Origin of the sequence: Novosphingobium meiothermophilum (assembly GCF_003171715.1) — a bacterium.
Lineage (GTDB): Bacteria > Pseudomonadota > Alphaproteobacteria > Sphingomonadales > Sphingomonadaceae > Novosphingobium > Novosphingobium meiothermophilum.
On sequence record NZ_QGHL01000017.1, the window covers coordinates 51,560 to 66,278 of the forward strand.

At 63.7% G+C, this 14,719-nt stretch carries 12 protein-coding genes; 8 read left to right on the plus strand and 4 right to left on the minus strand.

Annotated features, from left to right (window positions below):
- Nucleotides 1-25: 25 nt before the first annotated feature.
- A complete protein-coding gene (locus DKM43_RS14105) occupies nt 26-832 on the minus strand; it encodes a helix-turn-helix domain-containing protein (protein WP_201739881.1) in 807 nt (268 codons plus the stop codon).
- 150 nt (nt 833-982) lie between these two features.
- Between DKM43_RS14105 and DKM43_RS14110 the strand changes: the two genes are divergently transcribed.
- The 3 genes from DKM43_RS14110 (at nt 983) to DKM43_RS14120 (ending at nt 6,334) form a co-directional block, all read left to right on the plus strand.
- Nucleotides 983-2,725, plus strand: a complete 1,743-nt coding sequence (locus DKM43_RS14110; protein ID WP_109799247.1) for a D-aminoacylase — start codon at nt 983-985, stop codon at nt 2,723-2,725.
- Nucleotides 2,726-2,855: 130 nt separating this feature from the next.
- Complete coding sequence (locus DKM43_RS14115; protein WP_109799139.1) at nt 2,856-3,734, plus strand: Coq4 family protein; 879 nt, start codon at nt 2,856-2,858, stop codon at nt 3,732-3,734.
- Nucleotides 3,735-3,898: 164 nt separating this feature from the next.
- Nucleotides 3,899-6,334 carry a TonB-dependent receptor gene (locus tag DKM43_RS14120; RefSeq protein WP_236632599.1) on the plus strand — a complete coding sequence of 812 codons (2,436 nt, stop codon included), beginning with the start codon at nt 3,899-3,901 and terminating at the stop codon, nt 6,332-6,334.
- A 73-nt stretch (nt 6,335-6,407) separates the two neighbouring features.
- Here the strand turns inward: DKM43_RS14120 and DKM43_RS14125 are convergent, their stop codons facing one another.
- Both DKM43_RS14125 and DKM43_RS14130 read right to left on the minus strand, forming a co-directional pair.
- Complete coding sequence (locus DKM43_RS14125; RefSeq protein ID WP_109799141.1) at nt 6,408-6,935, minus strand: VOC family protein; 528 nt, start codon at nt 6,933-6,935, stop codon at nt 6,408-6,410.
- 38 nt (nt 6,936-6,973) lie between these two features.
- On the minus strand, nt 6,974-7,735 hold the full coding sequence (locus DKM43_RS14130; protein WP_109799142.1) for an SDR family NAD(P)-dependent oxidoreductase: 762 nt from the start codon (nt 7,733-7,735) through the stop codon (nt 6,974-6,976).
- Nucleotides 7,736-7,881: 146 nt separating this feature from the next.
- Between DKM43_RS14130 and DKM43_RS14135 the strand changes: the two genes are divergently transcribed.
- The 4 genes from DKM43_RS14135 (at nt 7,882) to DKM43_RS14150 (ending at nt 11,744) form a co-directional block, all read left to right on the plus strand.
- Nucleotides 7,882-8,700, plus strand: a complete 819-nt coding sequence (locus DKM43_RS14135) for an SDR family oxidoreductase (protein WP_109799143.1) — start codon at nt 7,882-7,884, stop codon at nt 8,698-8,700.
- A gap of 4 nt (nt 8,701-8,704) precedes the next feature.
- The gene (locus DKM43_RS14140) at nt 8,705-10,180 is read left to right on the plus strand and encodes an FAD-dependent oxidoreductase (RefSeq protein WP_109799144.1); all 1,476 of its coding nucleotides are present in this window, start codon (nt 8,705-8,707) and stop codon (nt 10,178-10,180) included.
- 173 nt (nt 10,181-10,353) lie between these two features.
- The gene (locus DKM43_RS14145) at nt 10,354-11,007 is read left to right on the plus strand and encodes an MT-A70 family methyltransferase (protein WP_109799145.1); all 654 of its coding nucleotides are present in this window, start codon (nt 10,354-10,356) and stop codon (nt 11,005-11,007) included.
- Complete coding sequence (locus DKM43_RS14150; protein WP_109799146.1) at nt 11,007-11,744, plus strand: BglII/BstYI family type II restriction endonuclease; 738 nt, start codon at nt 11,007-11,009, stop codon at nt 11,742-11,744. The genes DKM43_RS14145 and DKM43_RS14150 overlap by 1 nt, the downstream gene beginning before the upstream one ends.
- 3 nt (nt 11,745-11,747) lie before the next feature.
- On the opposite strand, the gene DKM43_RS14155 is transcribed toward DKM43_RS14150, so the two are convergent.
- Entirely contained in the window at nt 11,748-13,388 is a 1,641-nt protein-coding gene (locus DKM43_RS14155) for an AMP-binding protein (protein ID WP_109799147.1), read from the minus strand.
- 152 nt (nt 13,389-13,540) lie between these two features.
- On the opposite strand from DKM43_RS14155, the gene DKM43_RS14160 reads away from it, so the two are divergent.
- Nucleotides 13,541-14,719, plus strand: a complete 1,179-nt coding sequence (locus DKM43_RS14160; protein WP_109799148.1) for an aromatic ring-hydroxylating oxygenase subunit alpha — start codon at nt 13,541-13,543, stop codon at nt 14,717-14,719.

Sequence of the window (14,719 nt, forward strand, 5' to 3'; positions counted from 1 at the left end):
GCCGCGAACCTGCGGCCCGATGGCGTCAGAGCGCGGCCGGTTTCGTGTCCGCGCCTGCGGCGCCCACCGCCTCGCTCCATGCAGCCACGCCCTCGGCCCGAAGCGGCCCCATGTCGAGCGCGCGCATGACGCTGAGCATGCCATACCAGCTTCGGTCCGCGGCGTTCCCGTGAAGCTGGCGGTCCCGCTCGGCCAGCGCCTGCACTTCCATGTGGTGCCGGTCGATGAGTTCGGCGAGTCCTGCCGCCCCGGCTGCGGACAGCTTGATGGTGTCGGCGGTATAGACCGTTTCGGGCAGCGAATAGTCGATCTCGAAGAAGGTATGCTTCATCTGCCGCTCGAACAGGGCGCGCAGGGGCTGCTTGCGGAACACCAGCGCGCGGTCGACCAGCGGGCGCACCCGTCCGCTTTTCAGCCGGTCGATCAGGGCGAGCCGCTCCAGCCGTTCCAGCGCGGCCTCCATTGCGCGTGCAGGCACGGCAAAGTCGGCGGCCACTTCCTCCGGCGGGATTCCGCCAAGCAGCGCCATGAACAGAAAGGACAGGAAGATGTTGCTGCACAATGCCTTTTCCTGCGCCAGTGTCAGTTCGTGGGCCAGTTCACCGGGGCTGTCCTCGGCCTCGCGCGCCAGATCGCCCAGCACCAGCCCGCAAAGCCGGGCCATGCGCTCCAGCCGATCGATCGTCAGCCCCTTGCCGGCCAGCCAGCGCTTCACCGTGGCTTCTCCCACCCCAAGTTCCTGCGAAAGGCGCAGAACTGTCCACCCATCCTTACGCAAATGGCGGCGCAGGACCGCAATCATTGCGGATGCCGTTGGCTCGTATCGTGTCATGATCCGAATTAGATAACAGGATGATCCCTTTGGCAAGAGCGCGCTTCGCTCAATCGCCAAGGTCCATATGCTGCATCCCGCCAGAACAGATTCCGGCCGGACATGCTGCGCAGCAAAGGCGCGCCGAACGGCCCCAGCGGGAGAAACCAAGTGTCTGATATTCTCATCAAGAACGGCACCGTCGTCGATGGCACCGGCGCCCCTGCCTTCAGGGCAGACGTGCGCGTCAAGAACGGCGTGATTGCCGAAGTCGGCCCCGATCTTGCCCCCGGCGGCGAACGCGTGTTCGATGCGGCGGGGTGCCATGTCACCCCCGGCTTCATCGAAAGCCACACCCATTATGACGGCACGATGTGGTGGCAGCCCGATCTCGATCCCCTGCCCGGCTATGGCGCCACCACGATGATTCTCGGCAACTGCGGCTTCTCCGCCGCGCCCCTGCACAAATACATGCCCGCCCAGCGCGAGATGATCGGCATCTTCTCGTTCTTCGAGGACATTCCCGAAGGCCCCTTCATGCAGAACCTGCCGTGGGACTGGAACACGTGGAGCGAATACCGCGCCTCGGTTGAGCGCAACGTGAAAGTGCCGCTGAACTATGCCGCCTATGTCGGCCATATCGCCATCCGCCTTGCGGCCATGGGCGTCGAGGCATGGGAGCGCGAGGCAACGCCCGAAGAGATCGCGAAGATGGCCGAGCTGCTTGACGATGCGCTGGCGGCGGGTGCGCTCGGCATGTCGGACAACATGCACGATCACGATGGCCAAAACCGCCCGGTCCCCACGCTCAAGGCCAGCGACGCCGAGTTCGAGGCGCTGTTCGACGTGATGGAGCGCTATCCCGGCTGCTGCTATCAGGTGATCGTCGATACCTTCATGCGCATGACCGGCCCGGCCAACCTCGAAAGGCTGGCCAGGCTGCTGGGCGGGCGCAAGATCAAGTGCCAGATCGCGGGCGCCATTCCCACGCTCGATTTCCAGAAGGGCATCCTGCCCGCCATGCAGGAATCGGTGCGCAAGATGCGCGAAGCAGGCGTCGATGTCTGGCCGGGCTATGCCCACGTCTCGCCCACGTCCACGCTCAGCCTCGTCAAGTCGCTGATCTTCGCGCAGTCGAACGACTATGTCTGGCACGAGGTCGTGCTTGAGGACGATCATGCCAAGAAGGCAGCGCTGCTTGCCGATCCGCAATGGCGCGCCCGCGCCCGTGAAAGCTGGGACAACAACGCCTGGGATCACTCGCCGCTCAAGAACCCGCAGGAGCTGTTCCTGCTCGACAGCGAGAACGGCACCGGCCCGCTCAACATCACGCTCAAGGAGTATGCCGACAGCCTTGGCCTGCACCGCTCGGACGCGATGGCCGAATGGATCCTGAAGAACGGCACCCGCTCCACCGTGCACATGGCGCCCTTCCCCAAGGACGAGGAGCTGACGCTGGAACTGATGAAGGACCCCAAGACCGTCGGCAATATCTCGGATGCGGGCGCGCACCTGCAAATGCTGTGCGGCGGCGGCGAGAATGCGCTTCTGCTCACGCAATATGTGCGCGAACAGAAGAAGCTGACGCTGGAAGAAGCCATCCACGTGATGACCGGCAAGCTGGCCGGCCACTTCAACCTTCATGACCGCGGCGTGATCGCCCCCGGCAAGCGCGCCGACATCGCCGTGTTCAACATGGACGAAATCCAGCGGCGCGAGATGGAAAAGGCCTTCGACGTGCCCGATGGCCGGGGCGGCACCACCTGGCGCTTCACCCGCAAGCCCATGCCCACCCGCCTCACGCTGGTGAACGGCGTGCCGACCTTCGAGAACGGCGCCTTCACCGGCGCCATGCCGGGCGAGTTCCTCTCCCCCGCCAACGACGAGGCCGCGCTGGCCGAGGCGGCGGAGTAACCCCCCAATGCCTTGCGCGAGGGCAACTCCCCCAAGGTGAACCCTCGCACAAAAGGGGGCGTCCATTCCCTCCCGGACGCCCCCGAACCTTTTCGCAGGAATGCTGTCGCACAAGAGAGGATGCCGGAACATGAGCGAAGCAAAGATCGGCGATGCCGACCGGGCCTACTTCAACGGAGCCATCCGCAAGATCGAGACCGAAAGCTCGGTGCTCGTCAGCTCGTCGAAGTATCTCAACCACGCGGGGCTGCGCGCCCTGATCGCGCAGGAAATGCTGCGCCGCAACGGGCCTGATCTGCCCAACACCGCCTATATTCCCGAAGTGGCCCAGATCCTCCACGATCTTGAGGACATGCCGCGCATCATCGAACTGTTCGAAATGGAAAAGGCGCGCCTGCCGCTCTTTGCCAGATGGCTGGAAAAGCGCAGCCTTGCCAACTTTACCCTGGCTGAAACGAAGGACTGCGCGCCCGGCACGCTGGGCGCGATGATCCACGATTTCATGGCCAATTCGGGCTACCAGCTCGATCTGTTCTTTCAGGAAATCCAGGTGGTGAACGATTTCACCTTCTACCTGCGGCAGACCGCGCTGACCCACGACATCGAGCACATGATTACCGGCTTCGGCCCCAACCATGGCGGCGAGATCGCGCTGCTTTCGGCCAACATGCACGCCAAGGCGCGCTACTTCCACCCGGAACTGTCGAACTTCTTCAGCCGCATCGCCTTCTACCTGAAGGCCAAGACAGTGATGAAGGACGGCCTGTTCTATCCCGAAGCGATGGTCGTGAACCTTGAGGCCGAGTTCATGGGCGCCCAGCAGGGCCGCAACTGGAAATATCCGCTGATGCTGGTGGACTGGCGCGAATACGTGAACGTGCAGGTCGAGGACATCCGCCGCGAACTGAACATCACCCCCGTGGTCGACAACCGCTGGGATCACACGAACCGCCTCTGCAACGAGGATGATCCCAATTACGGGCAGCCGCTGCTGGAGGCCGCCGAGTAATGCCACGGGCGCAGGGGGCTTCGCTGCCGCACAGGCCAAAGGCCCCGCCTGACTGAATACTGCCGGGGCGGCGGGCGTAATGCGCCTTGCCGCCCCGATTGCTTGTGTCACGGCCGAAAAACCGCCGGGCGCATACAAAGAATGACAATGACGGAGGGAGAAGGATGATGAAAGCACGGCAAATCCGGGCAGGTCTTCGGGGCTGCACGGTTCTCGCACTGGGAGCGGCCATGATGGTGCCGCAAGCGGTGCTGGCGGCAGAGGCCGACGATCAGGAACAGCCCCAGCAGACGAGCGGCAGCGGCATTGGCGTGGCCGAGATCATCGTTACGGCCCAGCGCCGCGAGGAAAGCCTGCAAAAGGTGCCCGTGGCCGTGACCGCGATCGGTGCCGAGCAGCTTGAGGCACTGCGCGTCACCAGCGTGCGCAACATTGCGGGGCTTGCCCCCAGCCTTCAGTTCAACACGCAGGGCCAGCAGTCCAACCCCACCATCATCATCCGCGGCGTGTCATCAGGCACCTCGTCGAACTCGGTCGATCCCAAGGTCGGCATGTATATCGACGGGGTCTATATCGGCCGCGCGGTCGGCTCGCTGCTCGATTTTGCCGATATCCAGCGCGTCGAGGTGCTGCGCGGGCCGCAGGGCACCCTGTTCGGGCGCAACGCCACATCGGGCGCCATCAGCATCACCACCGCTGCGCCAAAGGGCGAATGGGGCCTTCGCGCCACCGGTTCCTATGGCAATTACGATGCGTTTCGCGGCAAGGTCACGCTCGATCTGCCGCAGATCGGCCCTTTCTCGATCCGCCTGTCCTATCTGCACGATCAGATCGATGGCGACGTGACCAACACGATGGCGGGCAAGGGTCTCAACATTGCCCTGCGCGCGCCGGAGTTCGGCACGCAGCGCTTTGTCGACAAGCTGGGCTACCGCAATGTCGATGGCGGTCAGGTGGCCGTTCGCGGCGAGTTCGGCAATCTCACGGCCGACTACCGCTTCGACTATACCGATACGCGCGCATCGGGCCGCGCCATGCAGAGCCTTGGCGTGATCCCGGATGCGTCCGGCCAGTTGCTCGGCCCCATCGTTGCGCTCCAGCCCTTCTTCGGCGGCACCACCAACGAGGGGCTGAACGGCCCGCTCTCCTCGGTCGCGGCGGCCACCAGCGAGGAGCATGTCGTGACGCAAGGCCACAGCCTCACGCTCACGCTTGATGCCTCGGACAATTTCGTCGTCAAGTCGATCACCGCCTATCGCAAGTTCCGGCAGGATCCGGTGATTTTCGATCTCGGCTCGGCGGGCGGGATGCGCTTCACGCTCCAGCAGCTTGGCGTTCTGCTCACCCCCGGCCTTACGCCGGCGCAAGTGCAGGCGGGCCTGTTCAACCCGGCCAACCTGCCCGGTCCCAACGACTATTTCTTCCCGCTGCTTTCGGCCCGCGCCACCCGGCAAAGCCAGTTCAGCCAGGAACTGCAATTCCAGATCACCAACGACAGCTTCCAGCTCACCGCAGGTCTGTTCTATTTCCACGAAAACTCGCCCGGCACCGAAGTGCTCGGCATTCTCTCGCCCACGCCCAACGCCACGATCGTGCCCACTCCGTTCGATGCGATCTTCGGCAGCGGGCTTACGCGCACCGTGGGCATCAATGATTCCTTCGCCGGTTATGCCCAGCTCACCTGGCATCTTTCCGATACCTTCGATCTTACCGGCGGCATCCGCGGCACGATCGATGATCGCCAGCTTGAAATCACCGCCATTTCCGGCGCGCAGGGCGGCACGCTGGGCGTGGGCACCTATAACCAGACCTACAAGAAGCTGACATGGACCGGAATCGCCACCTGGCGGCCGACCGATCAGACCATGCTCTTTGCCAAGGTTGCGACGGGTTATGTTTCGGGCGGCATCCTTTCGGGCATTTCCTATCGCCCGGAAAACATGACAAGCTACGAAGTGGGCGCAAAGACCCAGTTCCTCGACAACCGCGTGCGCCTGAACATCGCTGCCTACTATAACGATTACAATGATTTGCAGACGCAGAACTTCATCAATGGGCGGCAGTTCTTCGACAATGCGGGCAAGGCCAAGATCAAGGGATTCGAGGCCGAACTCGATGTGGTGCCGGTGCGCGGCCTCAACCTTGCAGGCAGCCTCGCCTATACCGATTTCGATTACGACACCTTCATCCTCAACGGACAGGAAGTAGCGCCCTTTGCCCGGCCCACCTATTTCTCGAACTGGACCGGGCGGGCGGCGGCCACCTATACCTCGCCCGATCTCACCAGCCGGGGCGGGCATGTTTCGGCGCTGATCGAGGCGCGCTATCGCAGCGCCTATTTCCTCACGTCCACCCCGCTGCGCAATCTGGCCGGACAGGCCGTGCTGGAAGACCGCAACCGCCAGCCCGCCTACTGGCTCGTCAATGGCAGGCTGGGCCTTGCCGATCTGCCCGTGGGCGGCACGCGGGTTTCGATCTCGGCCTTCGGCGACAATCTGCTCGACAAGCGCTACATCAGCTTCGGTGCGCCGGTGCTCCTGTTCACCGGCACCTACGAACGCGGCCGCACCTACGGTGTGGAAGTGGGTTTTGCGTTCTGAAGCGTAATGGCGCGCCCGCTGGCCGGGCGCGCCGCTTTCAAGATTCGATGTTCTGGAGCGTGATTTCGCGTCATCAGGATGGCGCGATCACGCCCTCGCCCTCGCGCCAGATGGGGCGGATCTGGGGATCATCGTAGATTTCCATGATCTCGAACACGTTGCCGAAGAAATCGCGGCAATAGGTCGCGGCATAGCCATGCTTGCGCCCCTGCGCATCGGTGGTGATGCCGTCCATCGCGGGCGGGGCGTGAACACGGATGCCCGCTTCGATCAGGCGGGCATGGCAGGCCTGAATGTCCTCCACCTGCACGGCAAAGTGTGTGTAACCATGATGGTTCACACCTCTGTCAGGGTCTTGCCGTTCCGGTTCGGGAGCAGAATATTCGAACACCTCGATATGCGCATTGCCCAGCCTGCACATGAACTGGCGCGCCGCGCTGCCCTTCAGGCCGATCACTTCGTCGATGAAGGGATTGTCGCGCCATTCCAGCGGCGGCCCCACCTCGACCGCGCCAAGCAGGTCGATGTAGAAGCGGCGCGCCATGTCGAGATCGGGGACCGAGATCCCGATATGCTGGATTCCCTTGGCCCCGATGCTCATGGCGCGCCCCTCACAACTGCCTGTGCGGCAATGCCCGATCAGAACTGGACCCGCTTGGTAAAGCCGCCATCCACCACAAGGTTGGTGCCCGTGGTGTAGGACGATGCCGGGCTGGCAAGGAACACCACGGCCCTGGCCACTTCTTCCGGCCCGCCGAAGCGGCCCAGCGCAAATCCGGCCTCGACCGACTTGTACAGATCGGGCGCGGCGGTTTCGATCACGTCCCAGTTGCCGCCGGCAAACTTGATCGGCCCCGGCGAAACCGTGTTCACGCGGATGCCCTTGGGGCCAAGCGCCTGGCTGAGCTGGCCAGCATATACGATCAGCGCGCCCTTGAGCGCATTGTAGCCCTGCGGCACGATGAAGGTTTCAAGGCCCGCGGTCGAAGCGGTAATTACCACCGAGGCCGCATCGGACTTTTCCAGATAGGGTTCGAGCACTTCCACCCCGATGACCGAGCCCATGATGTCGTGATCGAGGCCCTTCTGCCAATCGCCGGTGGCGCCCGATCCCGATGTGGAGATCATCGGCACGAAGATGTCGCACCCGCCCAGCTTTTCGGCCGCGTCCTTCAGCCACGCGCGATAGGCATCGTGGCCCGCGTCCATGTCGAAAGCTGATCCGAAAACCTTGACGCCGTGCTTTTCAAGCGAAGCGGCGGTTTCGGCCACCTGTTCGGGATTGCGCGAGCAGAACGCCACGTCAGCCCCTTCGGCGGCGAAAATCTCGACCGCCGCGCGGCCGATGCCGCGGCTGCCGCCGGTCAGGATAACCTTCTTGCCCTTGAGTCCCAGATCCATGCGCCTTGCTCCTCTGTCCCGAAAAAACTTCGTTGCAGCATCCTTGGAGCCGCACCCCGTGCCAAGCCACTCCCCTTTTGAACAGGAAATGCGCGCGCCTGCATGGTGGTAGCCAGCGGGGCACGGATTCTTGGGAGCAAACGATAATGGCCGGACAAACGGGACGTCTCGAAGGCAAGAGTGCCGTGGTGCTGGGCGCCAGCAGCGAAGGCAACATGGGGCAGGTGATTGCCGAAAGGCTCATGGCCGAAGGCGCAAGGGTGCTGGTGGCGGGCCGCAAGCAGGCCGTGCTCGAAGCCTTTGCCGCGCGCACCGGCTGTGCATGGACCGCGTGCGACATCACCGATGAAGCCAGCGTTAACGCGCTGGCCGATACCGCCATGGCGAAGCTTGGCGGGATCGACATCGCCATCAACGCCACCGGCTGGGGCCTGCTCAAACCCTTCCTCGATGTGACGCGCGAAGAGCTTGAGGCGATGACCGCGCTCCAGCTCATCGGGCCGCACCAGTTCTTTCAGGCGATGATTCGCAAGATGGCGCGGTCCATGGGCGGCAATGGCGGCTCGATCATCACGATCAGTTCGGCCACGGCCACGATCATGCTGAACGATCATGCCATCTACATGGGCACCAAGGCGGGCACCGATCATATCGTGCGCTGCATTGCCAACGAGTTCGGCCATGAAGGCATCCGCGCCAATTCGGTCTCGCCGGGGCTGACCGACACGCCGATGAACGCCGAGGCGAAGCAAGTGCCGGGCCTGTTCGAATCGTTCCGCAATTCCTACCCGCTGGGCCGCTGGGGCACCTCGGAAGACGTGGCCGCGGCCATCGTGTTCCTCGCCAGCGACGAATGCTTCATGACCGGCGAGAACCTTCAGGTGAACGGCGGCCTCACCCTGCGCCGCAACCCCACGCGCGAGGAAATCGCCGCTTCGGTGGCCAAGGCCACGGGACAGGGCTGAGCCGATGACGGACAAGGTTGATATTCCCCGGATCATCCGCCCTGCCGAAGTTGCGCAGTGGGATCAGGAAGTGGATGTGCTTGTGGCCGGTCAGGGCGCGGCCGGAACCTGCGCTGCGCTTGAGGCGCATCGCGCCGGGGCGCAAGTGCTCATCGTCGAGCGCGCTTCGGGCGGTGGCGGGGCCAGCGCGCTGTCTTCGGGCATCTGGTATCTGGGCGGCGGCACGGCAGTGCAGCAGGCCGCAGGCTATGACGACGATGCCGAGCAGCTTGCCGCCTTCCTTCTGGCAAGCTGTGATCCGCTTGATCCCAATGCCGCGCTTGCCTTCGCACGCGACTGCAAGGACCACTTCGACTGGCTTGAGGCGCAAGGCGTGCCGTTCGAGCGGACCTATTTCCCCGGCAAGGCCGTCTGGCTGGAAGACACCACCTGCCTGATGTGGACCGGCAACGAAAAGGCATGGCCCTATCGCGAGGCGGCCCGCCCGGCGCCGCGCGGCCACAAGGTGGCGGGCGTGGGCGAGAACGCGGGCGCGGCAGGCATGAAACCGCTGCTTGAACGCTGCGAAGCCGAGGGCATTGCCGCGATCTATGACAGCGCGGTGATTGCCCTGGTGCAGGACGAGGCGGATAACCGCGTGATCGGCGTGAAGGTGCGCCAGCCGGGGCGCGAGTTCTTCGTGCGCGCGCGGCGCGGGGTGATCGTGGCCTGCGGCAGCCACAACATGTGCGAACCGCTCATCAAGAAGCATCTGCCGCTGCTGTCGGAAACCAGCGAGCCGCTCGGCATTCCCAGCAATGATGGCGCGGGCGTGCGGCTTGGCCTTTCGGCAGGGGCCGATGCGGTGGCCATGGACGGGGTGATCCCCACGGCTTCGATCTATCCGCCCGGCCAGCTCATCAAGGGCATCGTGGTCAACCGCAACGGCGAACGTTTCGTTGCCGAAGATGTCTATCACGGTCGCCTCGGCAACTTCGTGATGGAGCAGCCGGGGCAAACCGCCTACCTCATTGTCGACAGCGAGATCTTCGCCTACCCGGAAAACCCGCTGGCCCGGCACACCTTCATCGATGGCTGGGAAACGGTCGAGGAAATGGAGGCGGGGCTTGCCCTGCCGCCCGGTGCGCTGGTGGAAACGATGCGCGCCTACAATGCCGATGCCGCGCGCGGGGTGGACAGCCGCTTCCACAAGCATCCTGACTGGATCAAGCCGCTCGATGCCGGTCCCTATGCCGCCTTCGACATCAGCTTCGACAAGTCGCACTACCTGTTCATCACGCTGGGCGGGATCAAGACCGACGCCACGGGCCGCGCGCTCGATCTGAAATCGAACGTCATTCCCGGCCTTTACGTGGTGGGCGCCAGCGCCGCGCACATTCCGCGCACCGGCAAGGCCTATGCCTCCGGCCTCAGCCTCGGCCCCGGCTCCTACTTCGGCCGCCGCGCCGGACGCCACGCCGCAGGCGCCAACTGGGGCTGAAGCAATGGCTGGCGGCGCCTACCCCGCCGCCAGCTTTTCCCTGATCGCTGCGCGCAAGAAAAACGCTGCTTGAGTGACTGGGCCACGACACAGGGCTAAGCGATCCGAAAGCCAACGCGGGATAACTTTCCGACGAGCTTGACAGCGTTCCGACATTCGCCGAAGATCTCGGTATGTTCCAGTCATCTGAACTCTTGGACGCCAGCGCAAGCCTGCTCGCAACGGCAGACGGGTGCCGTTTCGCCACGATTCTGGCTGACCCGCCATGGCAGTTCCAGAATCGCACCGGCAAGGTCGCCCCCGAACACAAGCGGCTGAACCGGTATGGAACGATGACGCTGGACGAGATCTGCGCCCTGCCTGTCGGACAGATCGCGGCTGAACCCGCGCACTTGTATCTCTGGGTGCCCAATGCCCTTCTGCCTGAAGGGTTGCAGGTGATGAACGCTTGGGGGTTCCGCTATATTTCCAACATCGTCTGGCACAAGGTGCGCAAGGACGGCGGGTCTGATGGGCGCGGTGTGGGTTTCTATTTCCGCAACGTTACGGAACTTCTGCTCTTCGGTGTGCGGGGCAAGAATGCCAGAACGCTTCCTCCGGGACGCAGTCAGGTCAACATGATCCAGTCGCGAAAGCGCGAACACAGCCGGAAGCCCGATGAACAATATGCGATCATCGAACAATGCAGTTGGGGTCCAAGGCTGGAGATGTTCAGCCGGGGCGCGCGCAAGGGCTGGACTGTATGGGGCAATCAGGCCGACGAGAGCTACGCGCCTGACTGGGCTACCTACGGCTACAACAGCGCCATGCCCGTGGCGGCGGAGTGATGTTCGAAAGATTGCGCGAACTTGGTTATGAAGTCGCCTTTGCCAGTCACGCAGAGGCCATACTCAGTGTCGATTTCCCCGATCTGGCACGACAGCTTGAAGACGCTCTTATCGAAGCCCGCCTGCCGATAAGCGAAATCGTGAGTTCCGGGGGCGGAGAAGCGCAGTTGACCCAGCGTCTTCGCCGCACTTTCCATGACCTTGGCTGGCGCAAGCGTAACGTGGAGATGAAAAAGATTGTCGACGGGGTCGAGAAGGAGTCGATCTCGCATGAAATCGATCATTTTCTTGCCACCGAACGGGGCAATTTCGCGCTGGAGATCGAATGGAACAACAAGGATCCCTTCTTTGACCGGGATCTGGAAAACTTCAAACGCCTTCATGCGGAGGGCGTGATTGGCGTCGGCGCGATCCTTACCAGAGGTTCCGCGCTGCAAGCGGCGCTGCGGCCCATGGTCGAACAGTGGGCGGCAGACCATGCCATAACCGGCTTCGACAGCTTGAAGGACAGAGGCTTCAAGCGCCCGACCGAGCGTCAGGAAGCCATCGTCGAGGCGCGTGTCGAAAGAGGCGAGACGTTTGCCGCAGCGTGGGCCGCGATGTTCTGCAATGACAAGTATGGCATGGCCACGACGCACTGGAACAAGCTGCAAGACCGCGTCAGGAGAGGCGTCGGCAATCCCTGTCCGCTGCTTCTGCTGGGTCTGCCGCCAACGATCGTCGACATGAGCAACTGACGCCTACCCCGCCGCCAGCTTTTCCCTGATCGCTGCGCGCAGCAAGTCCTTGCGCACTTTGCCGCTGGCGGTGCGGGGGAAATCCTCGACGAACTCGAAACGCTCCGGGATTTTCTGCTTTGCCAGGCCCGATGCGCCCACATGCGCGACCAGCGCTGCTGCATCGGCCTTGCCGGAAAGGATAACATAGGCGCACACTCCTTCGCCCAGCCGTTCGTGCGGCATGGCCACCACGGCGGCTTCCTGCACGGCCGGGTGGCTGTGGAGCACGTCCTCGATTTCCTTGGCGGAAATGTTCTCGCCGCCGCGGATGATGAGATCCTTCTTGCGCCCGGTGATGGTGATGGCGCCCTGCGCGCTCAGCACGCCCAGATCGCCGGTGCGGAAAAAGCCGTCCGGGGTGATCGCCTCGGCAGTCTGCGCGGCATCGGCATAGCCCATCATCATGCCCGGCCCGCGCGCGAGGATTTCGCCTTCCTGCCCGGCCGGCAGATCGTTGTCCTCGTGGTCGACGATGCGCACCGCATAATCGACCACTTCGCCATCGGTCGTGGCGGCAAGCTGCTCGTCGTGCGGCCAGCCAAAGCTGACAAGCGGCACTTCGGACGCGCCGAACACGCGGAAGGCGCGGCAATTGGCAAAGGCCGCATTGGCGGCGGGGATCAGATCGGCAGGCACCGCCGCTCCCCCGCAGGCAAAGAAACGGAAAGTGGGCAGGCCTGTCCCCGCAGCCTTCGCAGCAGCGGCCAGTTCCACCAGAAACGGCGTGGCCGCCACCGTGCCGACCAGCCCGTGCCGCTCGATCAGCGCCAACGCATCGGCCGCGTTCCATGCCTCCATGAGCACCGAGCGAATCCCGCAGATGAACGGCGCTTCCAGCCCGTTGGCATAGCCCGAAACGTGCGTGACCGGTGATGGCATGAGCGTTGCCTCGCCTTCGCCAAGGCCCCAGCGCCGCGCGCTGGCCGCCACGATATGCGCCAGTGTGCAGTGGCTGTGCAGCACGCCCTTGGGTCGTCCGGTCGTGCCGGAGGTGTAGAGCACCATCTTCACGCCCAGCGGATCGACTGCGGGCGGGGTGAAGCGTGCGTCGCGTCCTTGCCGGACCAGCACCGCAAAATCATCCGCCCCCTCGCCGCGCACGGTGAAAACGTGCGCCAGATCGGGCAGGGCATCGCGGCAACGCGCCGCCATGGCGGCATAATCGACCTTGCGCCAAACCTGCGGCACGAAGATCGCCCTGGCCCGGCAATCGCCCAGCATCATCAGCATTTCGGCATCGCGATAGATCGGCACGATCGGATTGACCACGAACCCCGAAAGCGCCGCCGCCAGATTGATGACCGCCGCCTCGCGCCAGTTGGGCACCTGAAAGGCAATCACGTCGCCTGCGCGCAGGCCCCGCGCATGGAGCGCGGCAGAAAGCGCTTCGGCCTCGGCCAGCACCTCGGCGAAAGTATATTGGCCTTCCCCGTCGATGAAGCACACGAAATCCGGAGATCGCCCGGCCCGCTCGCGCGCCATGTCGGCCAGGGTGCGGCGGTCCCACACGCCGCTTTCGGCAAAGGTCTGCTGATGAGGCGCGGGAATCGGCAGCCAGTCCCACGGTTTCGCCCCGCTCTTGCTGATGAGGTTCTCGTTCATGCGCTCGCTTGTTCCCGGCGGGCTGGCCTTGCGGCAATTGGCGAAAAGACGAGTAACCTAGCCCCTGTCACAGCTTTCCCCGCCCTGCGCCGCGCGGCATGGTCTGAACCGATAACCGGCCTGCATGGCCCGGCGGAGAGGCAAAGCATCCCATGGACCGCATCGAACGCATCGGACAAGTCGCTGAAATCATGCGCGACTATGTCGAGAACAAGCAGACCTTCCTGACGGATACGACCAAGCGCGTGCCCGTGCGCAGCTACACCGATCCCGATCAGTGGAAGGCGGAGATGGAGCTGATCTTCAAGCGGGTTCCGCTGATGCTCGCCTTCACGGCCGAATTGCCCAATCCCGGCGATTACAAGGCGATGGACGCGGTGGGGATGCCCGTGCTCATCAACCGCGACAAGGCCGGCAAGGTCCGCGCCTTCCTGAATGTCTGTTCGCACCGCGGCGCGCCGGTGGCCAGCGAAGGCCATGGCAACTGCCCGCGCTTCACCTGCAAGTATCATGGCTGGACCTTCGGGCAGGACGGCAAGCTGATCGGCATTTCCGAAGCCTCGAAGTTCGGCGAGGTCCACAAGTCGGAAATGGGCCTGCGCGAACTGCCCTGCGAAGAGCGCGCGGGCATGATCTTCGTCGTGCTCACCCCCAATGCGCCGATCGATGTCGACAGCTTCTTCCGCGGCTTTCTTGAGGATTTCGAAGCGCTCGATTTCGGCAAGTGGTCCTACATGGGCAGCCGCGTGATCGAAGGGGCCAACTGGAAGATCGCCTACGACGGCTATCTCGAAGGCTATCACTTCGCCTCGCTGCACCCCGAAACCATCTTCCCGCGCACGCCGTCCAACTGCATGCACTACGAAGGCTTCGGCCCGCACCAGCGCATCGGCTTTCCGCAGCACCGCATTGCCGAAGCGCTCAAGGACGTGCCGCGCGACCAGTGGGGCACGCAGGAAAACAACGGCTTCGATTTCGTGCGGATCATGTTCCCCAACGTTTCAGCCTTCATCGCGCCCGAAATCACGCAGGTCGCCCAGCTCTTCCCCGGACCCACGCCCGATCGCAACCGCACCGTGCTGAACTATCTGCGCCGCGAACCCATCCGCGACGAGGAAGACCGCGCGAACGTGGAAGCGGCGATGAACTTCTTCCGCGACGTGACCTATACCGAGGACTATCTCATCGGTCTGGAAATCCAGAAGGGCCTTGAAACCGGCGCGCACGATGATCTGGTCTTCGGCCGCAACGAACGTGGCAACCAGTATTTCCACGAATGGCTGGACTGGTATCTTCAGGACGATCCCGATCTTCCCGAACCGGTGATGTGA

What these genes read in the sequence shown, in the direction of transcription:
- DKM43_RS14150 (WP_109799146.1), top strand. Translation starts at nt 11,007, where the DNA reads ATGTTCGAAAGATTGCGCGAACTTGGTTATGAAGTCGCCTTTGCCAGT.
- DKM43_RS14130 (WP_109799142.1), bottom strand. Translation starts at nt 7,735, where the DNA reads ATGGATCTGGGACTCAAGGGCAAGAAGGTTATCCTGACCGGCGGCAGC.
- DKM43_RS14120 (WP_236632599.1), top strand. Translation starts at nt 3,899, where the DNA reads ATGATGAAAGCACGGCAAATCCGGGCAGGTCTTCGGGGCTGCACGGTT.
- DKM43_RS14145 (WP_109799145.1), top strand. Translation starts at nt 10,354, where the DNA reads ATGTTCCAGTCATCTGAACTCTTGGACGCCAGCGCAAGCCTGCTCGCA.
- DKM43_RS14135 (WP_109799143.1), top strand. Translation starts at nt 7,882, where the DNA reads ATGGCCGGACAAACGGGACGTCTCGAAGGCAAGAGTGCCGTGGTGCTG.
- DKM43_RS14105 (WP_201739881.1), bottom strand. Translation starts at nt 832, where the DNA reads ATGACACGATACGAGCCAACGGCATCCGCAATGATTGCGGTCCTGCGC.
- DKM43_RS14125 (WP_109799141.1), bottom strand. Translation starts at nt 6,935, where the DNA reads ATGAGCATCGGGGCCAAGGGAATCCAGCATATCGGGATCTCGGTCCCC.
- DKM43_RS14160 (WP_109799148.1), top strand. Translation starts at nt 13,541, where the DNA reads ATGGACCGCATCGAACGCATCGGACAAGTCGCTGAAATCATGCGCGAC.
- DKM43_RS14155 (WP_109799147.1), bottom strand. Translation starts at nt 13,388, where the DNA reads ATGAACGAGAACCTCATCAGCAAGAGCGGGGCGAAACCGTGGGACTGG.
- DKM43_RS14115 (WP_109799139.1), top strand. Translation starts at nt 2,856, where the DNA reads ATGAGCGAAGCAAAGATCGGCGATGCCGACCGGGCCTACTTCAACGGA.
- DKM43_RS14140 (WP_109799144.1), top strand. Translation starts at nt 8,705, where the DNA reads ATGACGGACAAGGTTGATATTCCCCGGATCATCCGCCCTGCCGAAGTT.